Raw genomic sequence first — 21,977 nt, 5'->3', positions numbered from 1 at the left:
TTGGTCGATTGTGAGCGGTTTTGTCAGTTATCTACCCGTGATGGAACGGAACTCGTTCCGCTGCCGCCAAAAGAACACCAGCAACTCGGGCCAACGCAAGACGCATTGTGACCCGACAGGTTGGGCCGGCGGGAATGCTAAATGGAAGCCGTTGCGCATCCCACGCTGCACTCGCAGTCACTCGCCACTCCGGCTGCAAGCATGTTTCCCCGACGCCCGCTCATCTTCGGACTTCCAACTTACCGGCCGCCCTGGCTCTGGCGCGTCATGCAGATGGATGATTTTGCGGGGTTCCAATATTGAAAACGAAAAAGTCCTCCGCCATTGTTGCCGCAATGCAATTTCAAAGCGCCGGTTCAGCCCTGCTCCTGCTGTCGTGCCTTCTCGCGGGGTGCCAGGAGGAAGCCCCGCTTCCTGCTCCGCTCCCGGTCGCAACCCGGCCCGCGGTCGATCCCCTGCGCGGCCATCTCCTTGCAGCGCAGCCGCGCCTGCCGGCCGTTCACCTTCACGTAGGCACGAACTCTGTGACGGCAGAGGTCGCCCGAATGCCTGTTGAGATTGCCACCGGGATGATGTTCCGCACGAATCTCCCCGACGGGGAGGGCATGCTCTTCGTTTTCCCCCGGCCCGATCAACGCAGCTTTTACATGCGGAATTGTCTGATCCCCCTTTCGGGCGCCTACATCAGTCCGAGCGGGGAAATCCTGCAGCTCATTGACATGAAACCGCACGATGAACGAAGCATCCCGTCCTATTCGGATGACGTGCAGTTCGTTCTCGAGATGCCCCACGGCTGGTTCGAGCGGCATCAGATTGGAGTGGGTGCGATCGTGCGATCCACGGAAGGAACATTGCAGGAAACCTTTTTTAGAAAACCGTGAGCCATGCGCGTCGCACTCGCACAGATTAATCCCACGGTTGGAGACTTTGCCGGGAATGAGGCGCTGATCCTCGGTGCCTATCGCAAAGCCGTGCAATGCGGTGCTGAAATTGTCGTCTGCCCGGAATTGAGCGTAACAGGTTATCCCCCGCGCGATCTGCTTCTGCGAAAACGTTTCGTTGCGAACAACCTCGCAGCGCTGGAGAGGATCGCCGCGGCGACGGGCGACACAGCGCTGCTCGCTGGCTTTGTTGAACCCAATCGTGTGCAACCCGGACGCGCAGTGGCCAACGCCGCCGCGTTGCTGCAACACGGCAAGGTGGGCGCCATTCGCTCAAAGACTCTCCTGCCCACGTACGACGTTTTTGACGAAGACCGATACTTTGAGCCCGCGACAGAAAACCAGCCCGTCTTCGTAAACGGCCGCAAGATCGGGATCACGATCTGCGAAGATATCTGGAACGACGACGACTTCTGGCCGGAACGCAGGTATCGGCACAATCCACCCGTCGACCTGTCCGAATCGGGCGCCGAGATCCTGTTCAACCTCTCGGCTTCCCCGTGGCATATCGGCAAGAATCGAACTCGCTATGAAATGCTCCGCAGCCTGGCGCTGAAAACAGGCCGGCCAGTGGTGCTGTGCAACCAGGTCGGCGGAAATGACGAGCTGATTTTCGATGGCGGCAGCTTCGTGTTCAACGGCCGTGGACAACTGATCGCACAGGCGAAAGTCTTCGAGGAGGACCTCGTGGTCGTCGATACGGAGACCGCGGCGCCTGCCCCTGAACTGCGGGTTGGCGAAGAGGAAGCGCTGTATCAGGCACTGGTGCTGGGGCTGAAGGATTACCTGCACAAATGCGGGTTCCGCGCCGCGGTGCTCGGCTTGAGCGGCGGCATCGATTCCGCCGTGACGGCCGTGCTCGCTGTCGCCGCGCTCGGACGGGAAAATGTTCGTGGCGTGGCGTTGCCCTCCCAGTTTTCGTCGGACCACAGTCTCACCGACGCGCGCCTGCTCGCTGAATGCCTGGGGATTCAGTATGACGTGGTTCCGATACAGGGCAGCTTCGAAGCCGTGAAACAAACGCTGCAGCCCCTGTTTGCGGGCCGCGCAGAGGACACGACCGAGGAGAACATGCAGGCGCGGTTGCGTGGGATGATGCTCATGGCGATGTCGAACAAGTTTGGGTCGCTTGTCCTGACGACCGGCAACAAGAGCGAACTCGCCGTGGGCTATTGCACGTTGTACGGCGACATGTGCGGGGGATTGGCGGTAATCAGCGATGTTCCCAAAACCACCGTGTATCGGCTGGCCCGCTGGATCAACCGGGAGCGCGAAATCATTCCTCAATCTTCAATCACGAAAGCTCCCTCTGCGGAATTGCGGCCGGATCAGCGTGACCAGGATTCACTGCCACCCTACGAACTGCTCGATGCGATTCTTGATCTTTACGTGGTTCAGGGAAAATCGGGCGTGGACATCGTGGCTGCGGGTTTCGATGAAGCCATAGTCCGCCGGGTGATCCGTCTGATCGATCTGAACGAGTATAAACGGCGGCAAGCGGCGCCCGGGCTGCGCGTCACGACGAAAGCGTTCGGCGTGGGGCGGCGGATCCCGATCGCCCAGAAATTCTCGGGAGCGTAGGGCCGAAAGAAAACTTTCAGCGCGGGCGGCGCTGGCGCAGATTGACCCCGCTATGTTAACGCGTTCCAAATCCGACGCCCTCTTCGCTGAGGCGCTGAACTTCATTCCCGGCGGCGTGAATTCGCCAGTCCGCGCTTTTCGTGCTGTGGGCGGCCAGCCGTTCTTCGTCGATCGCGCAGCGGGCGCCCACGTGTGGGACGTCGATGGCAACGCCTACATTGATTACGTTCTGACCTGGGGGCCGGCGATCCTTGGCCATGCGCATCGACGGATCATTTCTGCCGTCAAGAACGCGGCGGAACGCGGCACGAGTTTCGGGATTCCCAATCCTTACGAGGTGACGATGGCAAAGCTCATCCGCAGCCTGGTGCCGGCAGCGCAAAAAGTTCGAATGACAAATAGCGGGACGGAGGCATGCATGAGCGCCATCCGGCTCGCGCGCGGATACACACGGCGCGACAAGATCATCAAGTTCGACGGATGCTATCACGGGCACGCGGATTCGCTGCTGGTCAAGGCGGGTTCCGGGGCGCTGACCTTCGGCCATCCTGACAGCGCGGGAGTTCCAGCCGCTTTTACGCAGCACACGATCGTGCTTCCGTATAACGATCTCGAGGCTGTGAAAGCTGCCTTCAACGCCAATCAGGATCAGATTGCTGGAATCATCATTGAACCCGTGCCGGGAAACGCCGGCTTGTATTTGCCGCTGCCGGGCTACCTGGAAGGTTTGCGGAAAATCACCCGCGAAAACGGCGCGTTGTTGATCTTCGACGAAGTAATGACCGGATTTCGACTTGCCAAAGGCGGCGCGCAGGAACGTTTCAACATCGAACCGGATCTGAGCTGTTTCGGGAAAGTGATTGGCGGCGGCCTGCCAGTGGGTGCGTTCGGCGGACGCGCTGACATCATGGACCACCTTGCGCCGCTCGGGCCCGTCTACCAGGCAGGCACACTGAGCGGGAATCCAATCGCCATGGCGGCGGGCATTGCAGCACTCGAGGAACTCCAGAGCAGCGGCGCTTACTGCAGGCTCGAGGAACTCAGCGAGCAGCTGGAATCGGGCATGAAGGACGCGGCCAAATCCGCCGGTATTCCCGTTCAATTCAATGTTTGCGGATCCATGTTCTGCAGCTATTTCACCAGCGAGCCCGTGCGGAATCTGGGGGACGCTATGAAGAGTGATCGCGAACGCTTCAAAAAGTTCTTCCACGGCATGCTGGAACAGGGCGTTTACTTTGCACCGTCGCAATTCGAAGCAGGATTTCTTTCGACGGCCCACAGCTCCGGCGACATTGAGAAAACAATCCGCGCAGCGCGTGAAGTGCTGCGCACTGTTTGATCGTCCTCTTCACTGCGGCATCGAGACTCGCTCCGGATTGAAACCACCGGCGCAGCCTTCGCGGAGTTACAATTCTGCAAAAAAGGCTACGTTTTTCCGATTGTTGCGACCACTGCAGCGCACGAATCATGTTCGCTGCTATGAACGGTTTAAAAGTTATCGGCTGGCCTTCCCCCTCTTCGCAGAGCACCAGGGGCTTTACCTTGATCGAACTTCTGGTGGTTATCGCAATCATTGCCATTCTCGCTGCAATGCTTCTGCCAGCGCTTGCGCGCGCCAAGGCGAAGGCATACCAGGCGCAATGCATCAGCAATCTCAAGCAGCTCGGCGTCGCGTACGCCATGTATCAGGGCGATTTTGCGGGCGTTGGAATCAAGGCGCGTGAAACGGAGGGCGACTGGTCGCTTTGGATGGCCACGCTCATTGATTATCAATCGAAGGTTGGAAAGCTTCGCACCTGCCCCGTTGCTCCTGACCGCGGCACGCTTACGACCGAGAAGGGCAATGCGACCTCCGCATGGTACTGGAACCGCATTTCCGATCCGAATCTGAACTACGGCAGCTACGGGATGAACGGTTGGCTCTACAGCAATCACCCTTACGAAAACCAGGCGCTCTACTTCCGCAAGGAGGTCAACATCCGGCAACCGGTCCAGACGCCTGTGTTCTTCGACGCAGCCTATCTCGACACTTGGATCGAGGTGTCGTCGACCATCACCCCTAACCTCGACCTGATGCTCGGAACTCCGGACGATGTGCCGAAGACGAAGATGGATCGCATCATGGTCGCGCGGCATCCGTTGAAACGCGGGACGGCGAAGTTCAATCAACCGATCCCGGGATCCATCGACATGGTATTCGCCGACGGCCATGCCCAGGCTGTGAAGCTGCAGGACATCAAGACGCTGACGTGGCACAAAGGCTGGACGGCGCACATTACGAATCCGTGGCTGACGTTCGCTCCCTGAGCAGGCTTTGTGCGTGAGCTGGAGGCGTCGCGCACACCTCCAGCTCGCCGCGTGACAGAGGATTGCGCCGTGCGCGATCAGGCGGAGCCAAGCCGGAAAAAGTTGCACGTCGTCAATTTTTTCCGATATGGCATTCGACTCAGCGGCTCCCCGGCGGTTACATTTCTTCAATAAAGAGCACATTTTTCTCCTTTCAGGGAGATTCGCCGAAGCCCTTACTTTTACGGTGACAAACATGGCCGCCACGTTATTTCAAGGCTGCGCAATCGCATGAAGGAAGTGCTGCAAAATCACAAGCAGTATCTGCTGACAGGCGTCTCACATGTCATTCCTTTCATCGCATGTGGCGGCATTCTGATCGCGGTGGCGCTGGCTTACGCTTTCCAATTCAACCACGTGGACGATCTCGGACGCCCCGATCTCAGCCAGGCTCCCGTCATTATTCAGCAACTGTTCACGATCGGCTCCAAGGCCTTCGACCTGTTTCCCGCAGTGCTTGCCGGGTTTATCGCGTACGGGATGGCGGGGAAGCCGGCGCTGCTGCCTGGGTTTGTCGGTGGCTTTATCGCAGCCATGCCCCAGACCGTTGGTGATCGCAGCGCCAGCGCGGGATTTCTCGGGGCATTAATCATCGGATTGGTTGCCGGCCATGTGGTCAATCTGATCAAGCGAATTCCCGTGTCGCGCTGGCTGCGCCCGGTCATGCCCATCATCATCCTGCCCATTCTGTCGTCCGTCCCCGTTGGGCTTTTGATGCTGGCGCTGAACGTTCCGATTGCGGGAATCATGATCGCGATGGGCCATTTTCTCGAGAATTTGCAGAGCGGCTCGCAGGTGCTCCTGGCAATGGTGCTCGGCGCGATGATCGCCTTCGACATGGGCGGGCCGGTCAACAAGGCGGCATTCTTTTTCGGGGCCGCAATGATCCAACAGCAAAACTACGCAATCATGGGCGCCTGCGCCGCCGCGATCTGTACCCCGCCCCTCGGCCTCGGCCTTGCGACGCTGCTCGCCCGCAAACGGTGGACATCGGAACAACGCGAGTCCGGACTGGCCGCTCTCGGCATGGGCACGATTGGCATCACGGAAGGCGCAATTCCCTTCGCCGCCGGGGATCCGTTCCGCGTGATACCATCGATCATGCTTGGATCCATGGTCGCCGCGACTCTTGCGATGCTCGGAAACGTCGGCAATCACGCGCCGCATGGCGGACCCATTGTGCTGCCAGTGGTGGACGGCAAACTCATGTATGTCATTGCGATCGCCGCCGGCGCCTTGACCACGGCGCTCACAATTAATTTGGCGAAACGGCTCACGGAATCCCGTGTGGCCGCCCAAGGAGAGATGAAATGAAGATTGTTGCTGTTACCGCCTGTCCCACGGGGATTGCACACACTTACATGGCTGCCGAGCAGCTGGAGAAAACCGCACGCAAGCTGGGCCACACCATCAAGGTGGAAACACAGGGCGCGATGGGAATTGAAAACAAGCTCTCGCCCACCGAAATCCAGGCGGCCGGTGTCGCCATCCTGGCGGTTGACATCGCCATCGAGGAACCCGAGCGGTTTGACGGGGTTCGCAAGATCAAGGTTCCGGTCCAGGCGGCGATGAAGAATCCCGAAGCCATCTTTGCTCAACTGTAACCATGTCGCTGGATTTCTCCTTTTCCTGTCCGTTACCCAACGGCGTGCACGCCCGTCCGGCAAGTGCGTTGGAAGAGGTGGCCCGGGGATTTTCATCCGAAGTAACCTTGTTGAACCAGCGCACCGGGCAAAGCGCAAACGCCAAGAGCATCCTTTCCCTGGTCGGCGCAGACATCCGCTTCAGCGATCCCTGCCTCCTAAAAGTCGCGGGCATGGATGAACAGCGGGCAATGGCTGTGCTCGGCTCATTCATCCGCAATACGCTCCCCCGCCAGGAGGCCACCGTCCCGGCAACGCCCGCGGCGGATGGCGAATGGCGCGTCCCGCCCTGCCTGGCTCGCAGCGGCACGACGCTGCGCCGCGGCGTTCCGATGGTTCCCGGGATCGCGCATGGCGCGATCGTGCGCGTCGCGGGCTTCACCCTGCCCGATGGACTGGCAACCGATGGAGTGCAGGACGTCGAGAAGGAACAGCAACGGATTGCCCGCGGACTCGAAGAACTGATCGAATGGTACAGCCGCCGTGCCGCAATCGCGGGCCGGACAGTTGAAACCGAGCTGCTGATCGCACACCGCGCCTTTGCGCGCGACGAGGAATTCCGCGCCTGCCTCTTCGAAGCCGTTGCGAAACGCCGCCGCACGGCTGCGGGAGCCATCGCGGATGCCGAATCGCATTTCTCGCAATTGTTCTGGGCCAGTGACAATCCGCTGCTGCGGGAGCGCGCGCTGGACATCAAGGACGTCTGCAGCCAGTTGCTGCAACGCGTGTATGTAAGCGCCGTTGCGCATCGTTCACTCACGTTGTCGCAGGATTCCATTGTCGTCGCCGACGCGTTGACCCCCTGCCAGTTTCTCGCCCTGGATCCGTGCCTCGTGCGCGGCCTTGTGCTCGCTGAAACGGGAACGACTTCGCACACTGTGATCCTGGCGCGCTCGTTTGGAATCCCGACTTTGACCAATGTTGAACGCGTGGACGCGAGCCTTGCTGATCATTGCGAAGCGGTTCTGGATGCCGACCTCGGCGTGCTTGTCACGAAGCTGACACACACGGCGCGGCGCTACTATGCGATGGAACGGGAGCGTCTCGATGGGCGTGAAGCGGTGCTGCGGGGGTTCAGCGTGCGCCCCGCCAGGACGCTTGACGGACATCCGATCGAAATGGCCGCGAACATTGCGACTGTTGAAGAAGCCGAGCGGGCGTTTGTCTCGGGAGCAGAAGGCATCGGCCTGTTCCGAACTGAGATGCTCTTCCTGGACCGGGTCAGTCCGCCCGATGAAGCGGAACAGTTTCAAATTTATCATCGCGTGCTGGAAACCGCTGATGGCCGTCCAGTTATTATTCGTACGATGGATATTGGCGGCGACAAGCCGCTGGCCTATCTGAACCTGGCACTCGAGCAGAATCCTTTTCTCGGCTATCGCGCGGTGCGGATGTATCCAGGATTTGAAGACCTGTTCCGCACGCAGATTCGCGCCCTGGTGCGCGCGTCCGCGCATGGCCCCCTGCGGGTGATGATTCCTATGGTCGCGGCGATGGAAGAAGTTCTTTGGGTGAAGCAGGTTATTTCCGAGGAACAGGAGCGGTGCCTCGCTGAAGGAAAACGCTTCGATCGGGAAATGCGGCTGGGCGTGATGCTCGAGGTTCCCTCATCCGCTTTCATCATCCAGGATCTCAGCGAGCAGGTTGATTTCTTCAGCATCGGTTCCAACGACCTGCTGCAGTATTTCATGGCGGTCGATCGAACGAATGCGCAGGTGGCGACCCTTTACAATCCGCTCCAGCCCGCCTTTCTGCGCCTGCTCAACGAAATCGCCAGCAAGGCACGAGCCCACGGGAAATGGATTGGCCTGTGCGGGGAAATGGGTGGCTTGAAACGTGCCCTGCCGTTGCTGGTCGGGCTCGGTATCAACGAGGTCAGCGTGTCGGCCCCTTTCATCGCCGGGCTCAAGGCGGAACTCGCTCGCTTTGAAAAATCGGAATGCGAACGGTTGCTCGCCGAAGCATTGCGATGCCGCACGGTTGCGGAAGTCACTGCCTTGCTGGAGGATTTTTTTGTGCAGCACTCCGCGCCGTTGCTCGCGGAGGACCTTGTCGTGGTGGACGTCGATGCGCTGACGAAGGAGGAGGCGATCAAGCGTGCGGTCGACCTGTTGTATATTACCGGGCGCACCGAACAACCCCGTGCGCTGGAAGCTGCAGTGTGGGAGCGGGAGAACAGCTATTCCACAGGGTTTGGCCACGGCTTTGCCATTCCGCACTGCAAGACCACCAGCATCCAGGCCAATTCACTCGTGCTCCTGCGCCTGCGGCAGCCCGTGGAATGGGGATCTACTGACGACAAACCCGTGCAGACGCTGATGCTGATTGTAATCCGTGACCTGGACGGCGCCTCCGCACACATGAAGATCATTTCGTCGCTCGCGCGCCAGATCATGCACGAGGAATTCCGGCAAAGCATCGAGCAGGCGCCTGATGCCGCCGCCCTTTGCGCAGTGCTGAACGGCCGATTGCCGCGCGCGTGATTTTCATCGCGGGTTCTTCCAGATCGGCACGACACGCTTCATCTCGTCGATCAGCCACTGGCATGCGGCAAACCCCTCGCCGCGGTGCGGGGCAATGATTTCCACCCACAGCGAAGGTTCATTCACTCGGACCATGCCCACCCTGTGAACGAGGCGTACGGACTCAATTGGCCATTGCCGTTCCATCTGGTCGAACAACAGTTGGAACTGATGCTCCGCCATCTTCTGAAATGTCTCGTACTCGATCCCTGAAATCGCTGCGTCGCCTTCGTGTCCGCGCACCACGCCAACGAAATAAAGGGCAGCGCCCATGCCCGCAGACATGCTGCGGCTTGCCACGAGCCGCGCTTCATCGATTGCGTCCGTCGTAATGGTCAAATTCCGTTTCATCCCTGGGAGCAATGTTTACGCAGTTTGATTTGAATGCTCACCCTCCCTGTACTGGAGGAAACAGCGAGATCTCGTCACCTTCACGCAGGACATACTCACGGGGCTGATAGTCAACGCCAACAGCCATCAGCGTGGAGCGTTGCATCGGCCCCAGCCGCGGGTATTCCGCAATGAGTTTCGCCTGCAGTTCTCCAAGCGTGAACTGGTTGGGAACTTCCTGCATGGAAGTCGAACAGCCCGTGAGATCACGGAAGTACGAATAAAATGTCACGTTAACGCGCATGCCTGCTTCAAGTTCCTGCTGCTGACTGGTAAACATGTTCCTTCAACACACCCACAAACGGCAAGTTGCGGAATCGTTCGGCGTAATCGAGCCCATATCCAACGACGAACTTGTCAGGAATGCGAAATCCGACGTAGTCAGCTTCAATCCTTTCGACACGCCTGGCTGCCTTGTCCAACAGCACACAGGTGCGGATGCGCCGCGGCTTGAGCAACTGCAGCTTCTCCAACACGCGCTTCATGGTTCGCCCCGTATCGAGAATGTCGTCGACAAGCAGCACGTCACGACCCCGAACGTCCAGTCGCAACTCCTTCGTGAACACCAGCTGGCCGCTCTCAGTTCCGCTGCCGTAACTCGACACGCCCATAAAATCCAACCGCAGCGGCAGCGAAAGGTGGCGAATGAGGTCGGCCAGGAACATGACTGTGCCGCTGAGCAGTGAAACAATCACCATCTCGCGTCCACGGAAATCCACCTCAACCGTCCGCGCCAGCATCCGCACGCGCCGGGCGAGCTGTGCCTCGCCAATCAGAACCCGCTCGACCTCGTGCCGCCACTCAGCTGGCACCCGGTTTCGAGAGCTTGTCCGCACTTTTGACTGGGCAGGTTGCATCAGGGCGATGGTTCTCCCTCGATTCGGGCGTGAGCTTTCACTGCGTTCACCACTTGCGGAATGTCGCACACGCGCAGAATTCCTAAATAGTCAGGACCATAAATATGTGATTGCGGCAGCGGCCCGAGCTGCAGTGTCCGAACCGACGGTTCAAAGAGCGCCGCATACAACGTGTTCACCCCCATCTCACTGCTGGCGCGCAGAATCACCTGGACTTCGATGCCCGCATTTAACTCCCGAACAACCTGCACCGCGCGGCGAATGTCCCACACCCGCATGCTGTCACGCGTCTGGCCCAGCAGCATGAATCGGCGTCGAATCCTCGAATGCGCCCGCTCGTCCCCAGCCCACGCATCCAAACCCACCCCGCGCGGCGCGAAGAACATCAGCGAACTGCGCTGCACCTGTTCCTTCAACGAGTCCAGGCTGATTTGAGATCCCTCAACGACCGCCCCGCGAAGCTCATTCGTCAGCTCCCGCCCGAACAAACCGCCCAGCCGCGCAATCGCGTTTGTCCATCCGCTTTCATCCAAAACCGACAAGGTGATATTGCTGCGGACAGAAGTCGCGGAGGCATCGAGTCGATAGATGCGAAGCCGCACATTCCGCTGGCTCGTGAAGTCCCACGCAGAAAGCCGCAGACCTTCACGCTCCCCAGAAAATGCCTGGTGAAGATTTAATGGGTCGCGCCCCTTGGGCCAGCCTGAAAAGACTTTTGTCACGAGCACGCTCCGCAGGTCGGCGCCCGCTGGGAGTGCCGATCCCGCAACAGGGCCAAACGTCAGCGCGATGTTGGTGTTGATAGAATCCGCCGGCAAAGTCGCAAACACTTTCAATTCCTGCGGTGCAAAGAAACGTGTCGCAGCATTCTCGACCGGCCTTTGAGCACCCTTCAAATGTCGGTCAAACCACCGCATCACGGCCACCTGCAACTCCGGCGTTTCGTCGTGCCCGCCAGGTGCGATGATGAGTCCCAATTGACTGGTTGCATTGTGGATCTGATAAATGCGCCGCAACTGGTCGTGGATTCGCAGGGTGTTCGGCAGGTTAAAGAGGCGATCATTGTCCGTACCACCGAGCAGCAGGGGCCGCGGCGCAGCCAAGGCCGCCACCTGCGGAAAATCCCAACCGTAGTAATTGACGAAAAAATTGCAGTCACAATGGCTGTCCATGATGGGATCCAGGATGTGACTCCGAATGTCTGCCATCCCCGCGAGAGGCGCAGCGGCCTTGATGCGATCGTCCAATGCTGTGACCATCCAGCTGTATGCCCCGCCTCCAGAGTGACCCGTGATGCCAAATCGATTCGTGTCCACTTCCACACGCGTGCTGAGGAAATCCAAAGCGCGGATGCCGAACCAGGCTTCCACTCCCGCTGGTGTGTAGCCGCGCGAGTTCCACCACCATAATCCGCGATCCCGCGTGCCCGTGTGAATTCCGCGAATCTCACCCGCCAACACGGTGTCGAGCACCATGCAGACATATCCATTGCGGGCGTACCACGCCCCGTCTGCCTGATAGGCCGCCTTGTTCCCATAGCTGATCCCGTTGGTCACCGATTGCCAGTGTCCGCATTCGTACAAGATCGCGGGGGCAGGCGCGGTGATGCCCTTCGGAATAAACAATGCAGCGGTGCAATACAGCCCGGGCATGGCCTGAAAGTGCAGTTTCTCGACCGTAAACTCAGGGTGATCCACTGTGCCGGTCACCACTGGCTTCAGGTCGGTGCGAAGCGGCAGGGGCCAGAGCCCAAGCATCTCCTGAAGTTGCCGTCGATATTCATCGCGGCGCGAATTCCAATCGGTCAGCGAATTGATTTCTGAAAGGCACGCCTCTGACAGTCGCATGGTCTCGTCCCGCAAGTAGTCACGGAATTGCTCATTCCCAAGAGGCGCCTGGGCGCAGGCGGATGCGCACACCATCAGAACGGCAAGGAGCCTGCCCGAAACTTTCATGGCCGCAGCATGGGAAGGCCGAAGTGAAGCGGCAAGCGTTTCCGAAGGCTTCCTGGAATGACTCCGCTCGTGCAGCGTCATTTTCTCGTTGGAGGTTCCACGCAAATCAGGAATGCTCCGGGCGAAGGCAATGCCACCCACCGACCACGACTGCGACACACGCGCCCCAGGGGGCCCGGCTTTCGTGCCGACCCACTGGACCGTTGTGCTTGCGGCTGGCGGGAACGATTCCACGCAGGCGCGGCAAGCCCTGGAGCTCCTGTGCAAAAGCTACTGGCCACCCATCTATGCTTTCATACGACGTCAGGGATACAGTCCCCATGACGCGCAGGACCTGACACAGGGCTTCTTCGCACGAATTCTCGAGAAAAACTGGATTGGCGCGGCCGACCGCAATCGAGGCCGGTTCCGTTCTTTCCTTCTGGGAACCCTCAAGCATTTCCTCGCCAATGAATGGGACCGCGCCGCGGCTCAAAAGCGAGGTGGCGGACAGACGCCAATCTCAATCGATATCGATTCGGCCGAGACTCGCTGCGGCATCGAGCTGGCCGACCGCATGACAGCTGAACGGATCTTCGAACGGCGATGGGCATTGACGCTTTTGGACGAAGTGTTGCAGCGCCTGCGCCAGGAATATGTGGAAGCGGGCAGGGAGGCATTGTTCGACCATCTGAAACAGACGCTCACCGAACCCAGCGGATCCATGCCGTATTTGCAGATTGCCGCGCGGCTGAAAAGTACCGAAGGCGCGGTGAAGGTGGCCGTCCACCGACTCCGCCAACGGTATCGCGAGTTGCTGCGCGCAGAGATCGCCCGCACGGTCGCCAGTCCTGACGAAGTGGAGGATGAGCTGAGGAACCTCTTTGCCGCGTTGTCCGCGTGAGGGATACGGAAATTGCAAAAAATGCGTAACGTTTCGATTTCGTTCCTTCAGTAAGCGGTGAGATGAACACGTTCGAACCTGTCATTGCTTCAATGGTTAGCGATGCGTTGTCGCGGGTTTTCCTGCTCATGCTGGGACTGCTCGTGGTCCTCGCCATCGTGACTGGAATCATTGCGCTGCTCTCCTTGCTCCGAAGCCAGCTGGGCGGGCGAACGAAGGCAGGGGCGCAGAATACCACACCTGCCGCCGAGACCGAGATCATCCCGCGCACATGTCCCCAATGCGGCACGAATTTGCGCGGCGACGTTGCCCAGGGATTATGCCCGGCGTGCGTGATGAAGCAGGGAATCGATAGCGCTCCCGGCGTTTCACAACAGCACGCATTTATCCCGCCGACCCTGGAAGAACTCGCCAAACTGTTTCCCCAACTGGAGATCCTTGGCCCCCTCGGCAAAGGCGGGATGGGCGCCGTTTACAAGGCGCGGCAGCCAGCGCTGGATCGGAACGTGGCATTGAAGATTCTCGCGCCCCCGAACAATGAGCTCGATTTCGGCAGCCGTTTCTCGCGCGAAGCCCGAGCACTGGCACGGCTGAATCATCCCAATATTGTTGCTGTTTACGACTTCGGCCAGGCTGGCGGCCTCAGCTATTTCATCATGGAATTCGTGGATGGCCGCAACCTGCGCCAGGTTCAGCAGGCCGGCAGACTGACACCCCGGGAGGCGCTCGCGGTCATTCCTCAGATTTGTGCAGCGCTGCAGTTTGCCCATGACGAAGGGATCGTTCATCGCGACATTAAACCCGAGAATGTCCTGCTCGATCGAAAGGGCAGGGTGAAGATTGCGGATTTCGGGCTGGCAAAAATCCTGGGGCAGGAACCCGCGGATTTTCGGCTCACAGGAGCCAAGGACATCATGGGGACGCCGCACTACATGGCACCCGAACAAGTTGAAAACCCGCAGGACGTGGATCACAGGGCTGACATCTATTCGCTGGGCGTTGTCTTCTACGAAATGCTGACAGGCGAACTGCCGCTCGGACGGTTTCAACCGCCTTCGGCTAAAGTGCAGGTCGATGTCCGGCTTGATGATATCGTGCTGCGCGCCTTGGAGAAGGAACCCGAGCGCCGTTACCAGCAGGCAAGCCACTTCAAGACGCGCGTGGAAACGTTCTCGAGCAACCCAGTCAATGAACCCGTTCCGCCGCCCCTCCCTGGGGCGCGCGCAAGCCGGGCAAAGAGCATTGCATTGTTCGCAATGGATGCGCTTGCGGCGACACTTCTCATTGTGCTCGGTTGGGCTGCGTATCGCATGGGGAACTTCTTCAACGTCCTTTTCCTCTGCATGCTGCTCGCAATCCCGGTCTATATCGGCTTGGTACTCTGGCGATTATACCGCGGCGCCCTCGAGCTGCGTTTGTGGAGAACGCCATTCATTCCGGGTTTGCGCCAGCATCGCTGGGCCGTCATCAACAAATGGCTCTTTTGGATTTGTACCGTGTGCGTGCTCGAGACGTGCATCGTTCCCGCGCAGTTCACTGCAAACCAATACGCCGTCATTCGCGCGCTCTATCTTGCGTGCGCAGTCATTCTTATCCTGCTGGAATTGCTTCCGGGAAAGCGCATTCAGATCGCCACGAACCTCTCCCTTGCAGCTGGCAGCCTGTTCATTGCCACACAACTGGTGCGCATCCATTGGTCAACTCAGCCCGCTTCGACTGTGGTGCTCGCGTCGCCCGTGGCTGCAGAATGGCTGGTCGGCAATGGCGGTCCGAGCGCGCTTGTAAATCTTCATTACACCCACCTCGAGCAACGTCATGCCCTTGATTTGATTCGCATCGTTAACGGCCAGGACCGCCAGCACGCCCGGAGCGGCATTGATGATTATTTCGCCTGGAACGAACCCGTGTATGCGCCCGCCGACGCCACCGTTGCGAATGTGGTAGACGGATTGCCCGACAATCCGATCGGTCGAACCGATCCCAACAATCCAGCGGGCAATCACATCGTGCTTCGAATGACCAATGGCGTCTTTGTGATGCTCGGCCATTTGCAGAAAGCGAGCATCCTCGTGCGAAAGGGCGATCCCGTGAAAACCGGACAACTCATCGCCCGCGTTGGAAATTCGGGCAACACGAGCCAGCCGCATCTGCACATCCAGGTGCAGAATCAAACCAGCCTGTTCGATGCCGAAACAAAAACGTTTCCGATCGCGTTTCAACCTGTGGATTTAAAGCGCGCGGGCTGGATCCCCGCGTCCCCGCGCTCGCTTTTGCGACGAAATGACAGGTTCCGCGCAAATCCCAACCTCATCCGCGAGACGCGCATCGAATCAGAGGTCGCGGCCCCCGCACCCGCGGCGGCGTCAAAGCCGCAGCCCGCATTGGCTCGCGAGCCGCAGCCGCTCTTTATTGCCTCGCTCGGCTCCCGCGAACCGCTGCATATGGTGGCGATCGGTAAAAGAGACGGAACCAACGAAGCATGGTGGGATCCGAGGGGAGTTCTCATGACCAATGCCCCGCAGATTCACGGAATTTTTGACGTTCTGCGGCCGCCTGTGTATGCAAGATCGGCGGGGGAATCTATCGATAAGTATGTCGTTCTGTTCACGCCGCTTGGGGCTATCCATGGGTTTGAGATGCGCAACGAACGGATCATGACAGCTCCCCGCGCGAGCTTTGGGCGCGGGCGGGTATCGCACTTCAGTTCGGCAACCATTGAGGTTCCGCCGTCCCAGACGACCCTGGACTGTGACGTTGTCGTGAACCAGGTCGGCACCTGGCTTATCGACCAGCCGATTCCCGGTTTCCAGTCAGGCGATGCGGCCGCTATCCGAATCACCGCGGGAGGTTTGAAGTGGAATGTGAATGTTCAACTCACCTCTGTCAGCAATTCACTGATCCTCACAGGCAGCCATCCCATCTACTGGAATGAAGGATGGACGCACTCGCTTAATCTGCTTTCCGGCAGCGGCGCCTCTTATAATTACTACACTAACGAAAGCACCCTGGACCACGGAGCAATAACGTTGAACCACGTGAACCTGACATTTCGAAACCTGACGATGACCGACGTTGCTGGCGTACGATTCAGAATCGCGCCGATGAGGCGCTTTAGGATTGAAGATGTTTCGCTTCGGCCCGGCCGCCTCTCGGAACCTCGCGTTTCAAGCACAACGCGTTGGACCGAAGTTCCAGATGATTTTCGTGTGGAATCGCTGCCAGAGACAGCCGCAACAAACGAATCAGGTTCCTTTTCAGACGTGGATACTTCAAGCCTTACAAACCGGCCCGCGGCTTTTACAAACCGGCTTTCCGCAGCACTGGACATTCTCGCATTCACAAAACGCGACGCGGCTCTGGCGCAGCTGGCGCGCGACGCGGCGGAAGGCGGGGACGTCGAGACAGCACGGCAGGCGCTTCGAGCGATGGTGTCGTTTAGTGCCCGCGACGAGGCAGCCGGCGCCAGTGCGCGCCACCTGGCGCATCTCGGCCGCCGCAACGAAGCGATGGAGCTGGCGCGCATGATCACCAGTTTTGCGCGGCGCGACGCAGCCTTGCGCGAACTCGCAAATCAATAGATTCAGATCGAATATGAACAACACCATCAAAGTCCTGACAACACTCATGCTCGCCGCTCTGGCAAGCGGTTGCATCACACACAGTCAAACGGTTTACAGGGATGCGGAGCGGACGCCCGTTGAATTCGAGAGCGACGGCGCGGCGCGGCTCTTTTACGAAACCATGACGAAGCAATCCGGGTCTCGCGACAAGTCCGAAAGCTCGACGCATGTATCATTGCCCATCGTGTTCAGCCACGAACGCAAGATTGTTCCGGGGAAGAACGTTGAATTTAATCGCGCGGTTGATTCCTGCGATTCCAACAAGGACGGCCGAATCACGGAGGCGGAGGCGCGGATTTACGCCAACCAATGAGTCTTTTGAAGAACTTGCGGAACCCGGGGCGGCATGGAACACTAGCGGACTCAAATTTTAGTACATTCGTTGGAGCATTCAATTATGGTTCAGTCGATGGAACAGAAGAAGCAAACCGACCCGCACGTGGAAGCATTCGATGGCTTCACTTCAGGTCTGCAACAGCCCTCGTGGCTGCAACCGCTGCGGAAAGCGGGGCTTGCAAGTTTCGCTGACCAGGGGTTTCCCACGTTGCAGGATGAGGACTGGCGGTTCACCAACGTCGCACCCATCGCGCGGCTTCCGTTCCAGCCATCCGCTGACGGGAGCACAAGCGAATCGATTTCAGCCGCGGTCGAGCGCGCTCCGTTCGGGGCCATTGCCGGGCACCGGCTCGTGTTCATCAATGGCCATTTCGCCCGATCGCTGTCCAGCATCGGAAGCCTCCCTGCAGGTGTCGTAGTCCAGAACTTGAGCGATGCCCTTGCAAACGGTCACGGCGGTTTGGAGAAACATCTCACGCAATATGCGCGAACTGCTGGAAACGCGTTTGCGGCGCTGAACCAGGCATACTTCGCGGATGGCGTGTTCATTCATGTGCCCGCGGGCATGGAAGTGCCCGAACCCGTGCATTTGATTTTTGTTTCGTCCGCGAAACAGCAGGGCACCACCATCCAGCCGCGCAACCTGATCCTTGCCGATGCGAACAGCCGGCTGGTCGTCACCGAGAACTACGTTCACACGTCAACGGCGCCCTATTTGACCAATGCCGTGACGGAATTGATTGCAGGCGACGGTGCGCATGTGGAGTTGATCAAGGTCCAGGACGAGGCTGCGGATTCTTTTCATGTCGCAACGATTCATGGCCAGTTCGGCCGCGCCAGCCGTGTGAACGTTCATTCGTTCTCACTGGGCGCCAGGCTAGCGCGGAACAACATTCGCACCAAACTGGCAGGCGAAGGGCTTGAATGCGTTTTGAACGGTTTATATCTGACCCGCGGCGAGCAACTGGCGGATCATCACATGATCGTGGAACACGCCGAGCCGCATTGCGCCAGTCATGAATATTTTAACGGGATTCTGGACGACAAATCGAAGGGCGTATTTCACGGCCGGATTCTCGTGCAACAGCTTGCCCAAAAGACCGACGCAAAGCAGACAAACAAGAACCTGCTGCTTTCTGACGATGCCACGGCCGATACGAAACCGCAGCTGGAGATCTACGCGGACGACGTCAAATGCACGCACGGGGCAACGATCGGCCAGTTGAACGACGAATCGATCTTCTACCTGCGCTCGCGCGGCCTGAGCCAGGACACTGCCCGCCGCATGTTGATTCATGCTTTCGCCGGCGAAATCATTGAGCGCATCCGCTGCGAGTCTGTGCGTGACGAGTTGGATCGCATTGTCTGGGATCGGCTGGAAGCCAATCCTCACCTGAGATGAAGTCCGCAATCGGAAATCCTCCAACGCTGTTTTGCAATTTGTTCCGCTTTGGCACAGCCGGCGTTTCGGGATTCCTCTCCGGAGACGTTTGCTCCCATGTTTGACGACCTCAATGATCTTTACCAGCAGGTCATTCTCGACCATTGCAAGAAGCCACGGAACTTTCACGAAACTCCGGCAGCCACCTGTTCAGCCCAGGGACACAACCCGCTCTGTGGCGATAACCTGAAGCTCTTCCTCGTGATGCAGGGCGACCGCATCACGGATGCAAGCTTTGTTGGCTCAGGGTGCTGCATTTCGAAGGCGTCGGCTTCGCTGCTGACCGAAAGCGTGAAAGGCAAGACCAAGGCCGAGGCTGAAGCCAGTTTCCACAGGGTGCATGACATGGTCATGACGGGAAAGGTCCATGAAGACGTCGGAAAACTGGCAGTGTTCGCTGGCGTGTATCGCTTTCCGGCCCGTGTAAAGTGCGCGATTCTGGCATGGCACGCCCTCATGGCAGCCTTGCAAGGCAACGAGCAGAAGCCTGTGAGCACCGAAAACGAGCAGACCTGATCGGAACTATTTCAGTTATGTACAACAACGATCCCATCATTCTCAGCCGCGACGTCGAGGCAGCCATCGTGCCGGTCGGAACCAAGGTGACTTTGCAGAAGGGAGAAACTGCCTACATCACACAATCGCTGGGTGGCAGCTACACCGTCGTCGTGAACGGGAACATGTTTCGCATTGAGGGCCAGAACGCCGATGCGCTCGGGTTGCAGCGGGTCGAAAAACCTAAGGCCCCTTCCGGCGCCGCTCCCCAAACCCCTGAACAGGTGGAGAAGGAAATCTGGACCCAGCTGCGAACCTGTTACGATCCCGAAATCCCGGTGAACATTGTTGACCTTGGATTGATTTATGACTGTCACGTGGAACCGATTGCAGGTTCGTCCAACAGTTTCAAAGCGGATGTAAAGATGACCCTCACCGCGCCCGGCTGCGGCATGGGGCCGGTCCTGCAACAGGACGTCCAGAACAAGCTTCTCTCGATTGAAACGATCGACGACGTTTCAGTTGAACTGGTTTGGGAACCGCAATGGAATCAGGGCATGATGACCGAGGCTGCGAAGCTGCAATTGGGGCTGCTATGATCCCGGAGCCATCCTCACGCGCACCGTCGCTGATTCCGTCGCAACGGGCTTTTTTTTCAAACGCGCGATGACACCAATGCTGACCCCTGATTGGGCTCGCCTGCGGCAGGACTTTCCAATCCTGAACCAGCAGGTGCACGGCAAACCGCTCATCTATTTCGACAATGCCGCCACTTCACAAAAGCCGCGCGCCGTCATTGATGCTCTTGTTCGTTATTATGAACGGGATAACGCCAACGTGCATCGCGGCATTCACGAATTAAGCAACCGCGCTACAGCGGCGTTTGAATCGGCGCGTGCCCGCGCGGCAAAATTCATCAACGCAAAAAGTGCTGATGAAATCGTTTTCACACGCGGCACGACGGAAGCCATCAACCTGGTTGCGAGCACGTGGGGTCCGCAGCATGTGAAGCCGGGCGATGTCATCCTGCTCACCGAGGTGGAGCATCACAGCAATATTGTTCCCTGGCAGTTGCTTGCTCAACGCCGCGGGGCGACGATCGCGTATGTTCCCGTCACGGGCGATGAGGGAACTCTCGACCTCTCAACCCTGGATGCGCTGCTCACGCCCAGGGTGAAACTCTTTTCAATGGTTCACATCTCGAACGCCATGGGAAGCTTGAATCCCGTGGCGGAGATGTGCGCTCGCGCGCGGAAGCTTGGAATCACAACGCTGGTGGATGGCGCCCAGAGCGCGGGCCACATGCCAGTCGATGTGCAGGAAATCAGCTGCGATTTCTTTGCTTTCTCGGGCCATAAAATCTGTGGACCCACGGGCGTCGGCGTGCTCTGGGGCCGCCAGGATTTGCTGGACTCCATGCCACCCTACCAGGGCGGCGGGGAAATGATCCTGAGTGTTGGTTATTCGCGATGCGACTTCAAAAAGGCGCCGCACCGGTTCGAAGCCGGCACCCCCGATATTTCAGGACCCGTTGGTTTGCACGCGGCCATGGATTATCTCGATGCAATCGGCCGCGAAAACATCTGGAAGCACGACCAGGAACTGGCCGGCTATGCCTATGAAAAACTTGCGTCCCTGAACGATATCCGGCTCTTCGGGCCCAGACAAAATCGTGCCGGGCTCGTCAGCTTCCTGCTGAAGGACGTGCATGCGCACGATGTGGTGATGCTCGCCGACCAGGGTGGCGTTGCGTTGCGCGGCGGGCATCATTGCACTCAACCGCTCATGCACAAGCTCGGAGTCGAGTCCACCGCCCGCGCCAGTTTCTATTTCTACAACACGAAGGGTGAAGTCGATCGTTTCGTCGAAGTGGTGCGCGAGATCCAAAAGTTCTTCGCGGCCTAATCACATCCGCGATTCCTGGGCCCTTGAAGCCTCGCGCGGAACCTATTCGCGAACCGTGTTCATTCCAGTCCGGATGATTCGTCCAATGAGCTCGGGATACGCGATTCCCGCCTTCAACGCCGACTCCGCGAAATCCTCGTCGGACGCAAGAATGGGATTCGGATTGGCCTCGATGAAATAAATCTGGCCGGTCTCCGTCACGCGCAAGTCAACCCGTGCATAGCCATCAATCGTCAGCAGCCGGTAGATTCGCTTGCAGGTCTGTACAATCTCGCGTTGCAAAGCAGGGTCCAGCCCTTCGGCAAACTGGTTCTGCAATCCCCATCGCCTACGATACTCCTCATCCCACTTGCCCTTGAAGGTTGCGATGCGCGGCTCATCGGGCGGCACTTCGCGGAACACCAGTTCGCGGATGGGAAAGACTTCGAGCCGGTGATTGCCGAGCACACTGACGTAAAGTTCGCGGCCCGCGATGTATTCCTCCGCAATGACGTCGCTGCCGTATTTATCGTGAATGAACTGAACACGATCTCGAAATTGGTCATCGGTTTCGACGAACGACGCCTGTGAAATTCCGAGCGATGCCTCCTCCTTCAGCGGCTTGACGATGATGGGAAATCGCAGCCGCTTGGGCCGTCCAAAGCGCTTGCCTCTGGGGATGACATCAAACTCGGGAACCTTGATGCGGTGATACCCCAGAATCTTTTTTGAAATGCCCTTGTGCTTGCACAGGGTCAATCCAGTCGAGCCGCATCCAGTGAAGGAGACGCCGTGCATTTCCAAAAATGAAGCGATGTTCTGATCGAAGGATCGGTTGTTTCGGAACTGATCGGCGAGGTTGAAAATGATGTCGGGCGCAAACGTCTGGAGCTTTTGCCTCAACAAATCGAGGTCGTCGAAAATGGCGAGGTGCTCAACCGTGTGTTGCAGCTCGCGCAGGGCGCCGAGCACATTCGCCTCGGTTTTCCAATCTTCCGTTGCGAGCTCCGCGCTCAGATCCTGGTCGAGCGTTGTGGGAGCTATCGCGTCAAATAACGCGAGGATCTTCAGTTTCTTCGCCAT

The 21,977-nt window shown here is 58.6% G+C and carries 20 protein-coding genes; 15 read left to right on the top strand and 5 right to left on the bottom strand.

Features of this window, described 5'->3' with window-relative positions; all coding sequences use genetic code 11:
• Nucleotides 1-141 precede the first annotated feature (141 nt).
• From VEH04_14010 to ptsP, 8 genes are all read left to right on the top strand, one after another.
• A complete protein-coding gene (locus VEH04_14010; GenBank protein HYG23894.1) occupies nucleotides 142-303 on the top strand; it encodes a hypothetical protein in 162 nt (53 codons plus the stop codon).
• A complete protein-coding gene (locus tag VEH04_14005; protein ID HYG23893.1) occupies nucleotides 300-881 on the top strand; it encodes a DUF192 domain-containing protein in 582 nt (193 codons plus the stop codon). Before VEH04_14010 ends, VEH04_14005 begins: the two co-directional genes overlap by 4 nt.
• Before the next feature lie 3 nt (nucleotides 882-884).
• Nucleotides 885-2,522: an NAD+ synthase gene (locus tag VEH04_14000; protein HYG23892.1), complete on the top strand. Its 1,638-nt coding sequence runs from the start codon at nucleotides 885-887 to the stop codon at nucleotides 2,520-2,522.
• Between the two features lie 52 nt (nucleotides 2,523-2,574).
• Nucleotides 2,575-3,861, top strand: coding sequence for a glutamate-1-semialdehyde 2,1-aminomutase (gene hemL / locus VEH04_13995; protein ID HYG23891.1), 1,287 nt, complete (start codon nucleotides 2,575-2,577; stop codon nucleotides 3,859-3,861).
• Nucleotides 3,862-4,001: 140 nt separating this feature from the next.
• Nucleotides 4,002-4,829 carry a prepilin-type N-terminal cleavage/methylation domain-containing protein gene (locus VEH04_13990; protein ID HYG23890.1) on the top strand — a complete coding sequence of 276 codons (828 nt, stop codon included), beginning with the start codon at nucleotides 4,002-4,004 and terminating at the stop codon, nucleotides 4,827-4,829.
• A 270-nt stretch (nucleotides 4,830-5,099) separates the two neighbouring features.
• Complete coding sequence (locus VEH04_13985) at nucleotides 5,100-6,182, top strand: PTS fructose transporter subunit IIC (GenBank protein ID HYG23889.1); 1,083 nt, start codon at nucleotides 5,100-5,102, stop codon at nucleotides 6,180-6,182.
• Nucleotides 6,179-6,472 (top strand): PTS fructose transporter subunit IIB, encoded by a 294-nt coding sequence (locus tag VEH04_13980; protein HYG23888.1) that lies wholly within the window; start codon nucleotides 6,179-6,181, stop codon nucleotides 6,470-6,472. Before VEH04_13985 ends, VEH04_13980 begins: the two co-directional genes overlap by 4 nt.
• 2 nt (nucleotides 6,473-6,474) lie before the next feature.
• On the top strand, nucleotides 6,475-8,994 hold the full coding sequence (ptsP, locus tag VEH04_13975) for a phosphoenolpyruvate--protein phosphotransferase (GenBank protein HYG23887.1): 2,520 nt from the start codon (nucleotides 6,475-6,477) through the stop codon (nucleotides 8,992-8,994).
• Between the two features lie 3 nt (nucleotides 8,995-8,997).
• Here the strand turns inward: ptsP and VEH04_13970 are convergent, their stop codons facing one another.
• From VEH04_13970 to VEH04_13955, 4 genes are read right to left on the bottom strand one after another with little or no spacing between them, the layout of a single operon-like run.
• Nucleotides 8,998-9,384 (bottom strand): molybdenum cofactor biosynthesis protein MoaE, encoded by a 387-nt coding sequence (locus tag VEH04_13970; protein HYG23886.1) that lies wholly within the window; start codon nucleotides 9,382-9,384, stop codon nucleotides 8,998-9,000.
• A 37-nt stretch (nucleotides 9,385-9,421) separates the two neighbouring features.
• On the bottom strand, nucleotides 9,422-9,667 hold the full coding sequence (locus tag VEH04_13965) for a MoaD/ThiS family protein (protein ID HYG23885.1): 246 nt from the start codon (nucleotides 9,665-9,667) through the stop codon (nucleotides 9,422-9,424).
• Nucleotides 9,668-9,674: 7 nt separating this feature from the next.
• Nucleotides 9,675-10,235 (bottom strand): hypoxanthine phosphoribosyltransferase, encoded by a 561-nt coding sequence (hpt, locus tag VEH04_13960; GenBank protein HYG23884.1) that lies wholly within the window; start codon nucleotides 10,233-10,235, stop codon nucleotides 9,675-9,677.
• Between the two features lie 44 nt (nucleotides 10,236-10,279).
• Nucleotides 10,280-12,235: a prolyl oligopeptidase family serine peptidase gene (locus VEH04_13955; GenBank protein HYG23883.1), complete on the bottom strand. Its 1,956-nt coding sequence runs from the start codon at nucleotides 12,233-12,235 to the stop codon at nucleotides 10,280-10,282.
• A 130-nt stretch (nucleotides 12,236-12,365) separates the two neighbouring features.
• On the opposite strand from VEH04_13955, the gene VEH04_13950 reads away from it, so the two are divergent.
• The 7 genes from VEH04_13950 (at nucleotide 12,366) to VEH04_13920 (ending at nucleotide 20,915) form a co-directional block, all read left to right on the top strand.
• Nucleotides 12,366-13,118 carry a sigma-70 family RNA polymerase sigma factor gene (locus tag VEH04_13950; GenBank protein HYG23882.1) on the top strand — a complete coding sequence of 251 codons (753 nt, stop codon included), beginning with the start codon at nucleotides 12,366-12,368 and terminating at the stop codon, nucleotides 13,116-13,118.
• Nucleotides 13,119-13,180: 62 nt separating this feature from the next.
• Entirely contained in the window at nucleotides 13,181-16,696 is a 3,516-nt protein-coding gene (locus VEH04_13945; protein ID HYG23881.1) for a protein kinase, read from the top strand.
• A gap of 13 nt (nucleotides 16,697-16,709) precedes the next feature.
• Complete coding sequence (locus tag VEH04_13940) at nucleotides 16,710-17,051, top strand: hypothetical protein (protein ID HYG23880.1); 342 nt, start codon at nucleotides 16,710-16,712, stop codon at nucleotides 17,049-17,051.
• Nucleotides 17,052-17,147: 96 nt separating this feature from the next.
• Complete coding sequence (sufD, locus tag VEH04_13935) at nucleotides 17,148-18,476, top strand: Fe-S cluster assembly protein SufD (GenBank protein HYG23879.1); 1,329 nt, start codon at nucleotides 17,148-17,150, stop codon at nucleotides 18,474-18,476.
• A gap of 96 nt (nucleotides 18,477-18,572) precedes the next feature.
• Entirely contained in the window at nucleotides 18,573-19,031 is a 459-nt protein-coding gene (locus tag VEH04_13930; protein ID HYG23878.1) for an SUF system NifU family Fe-S cluster assembly protein, read from the top strand.
• Between the two features lie 17 nt (nucleotides 19,032-19,048).
• Nucleotides 19,049-19,609, top strand: a complete 561-nt coding sequence (sufT, locus tag VEH04_13925) for a putative Fe-S cluster assembly protein SufT (GenBank protein HYG23877.1) — start codon at nucleotides 19,049-19,051, stop codon at nucleotides 19,607-19,609.
• Nucleotides 19,610-19,676: 67 nt separating this feature from the next.
• Nucleotides 19,677-20,915 (top strand): cysteine desulfurase, encoded by a 1,239-nt coding sequence (locus VEH04_13920; protein ID HYG23876.1) that lies wholly within the window; start codon nucleotides 19,677-19,679, stop codon nucleotides 20,913-20,915.
• Nucleotides 20,916-20,957: 42 nt separating this feature from the next.
• Here VEH04_13920 and VEH04_13915 read toward each other — a convergent pair whose 3' ends face one another.
• Nucleotides 20,958-21,977 carry an ATP-grasp domain-containing protein gene (locus VEH04_13915; protein HYG23875.1) on the bottom strand — a complete coding sequence of 340 codons (1,020 nt, stop codon included), beginning with the start codon at nucleotides 21,975-21,977 and terminating at the stop codon, nucleotides 20,958-20,960.

Source organism: Verrucomicrobiia bacterium, from assembly GCA_035629175.1.
Taxonomy (GTDB): Bacteria; Verrucomicrobiota; Verrucomicrobiia; order Limisphaerales; family DASXHY01; genus DASXHY01.
Note: the sequence above shows the minus strand (reverse complement) of the source record. Positions and strands in the feature narration are given on the sequence as shown.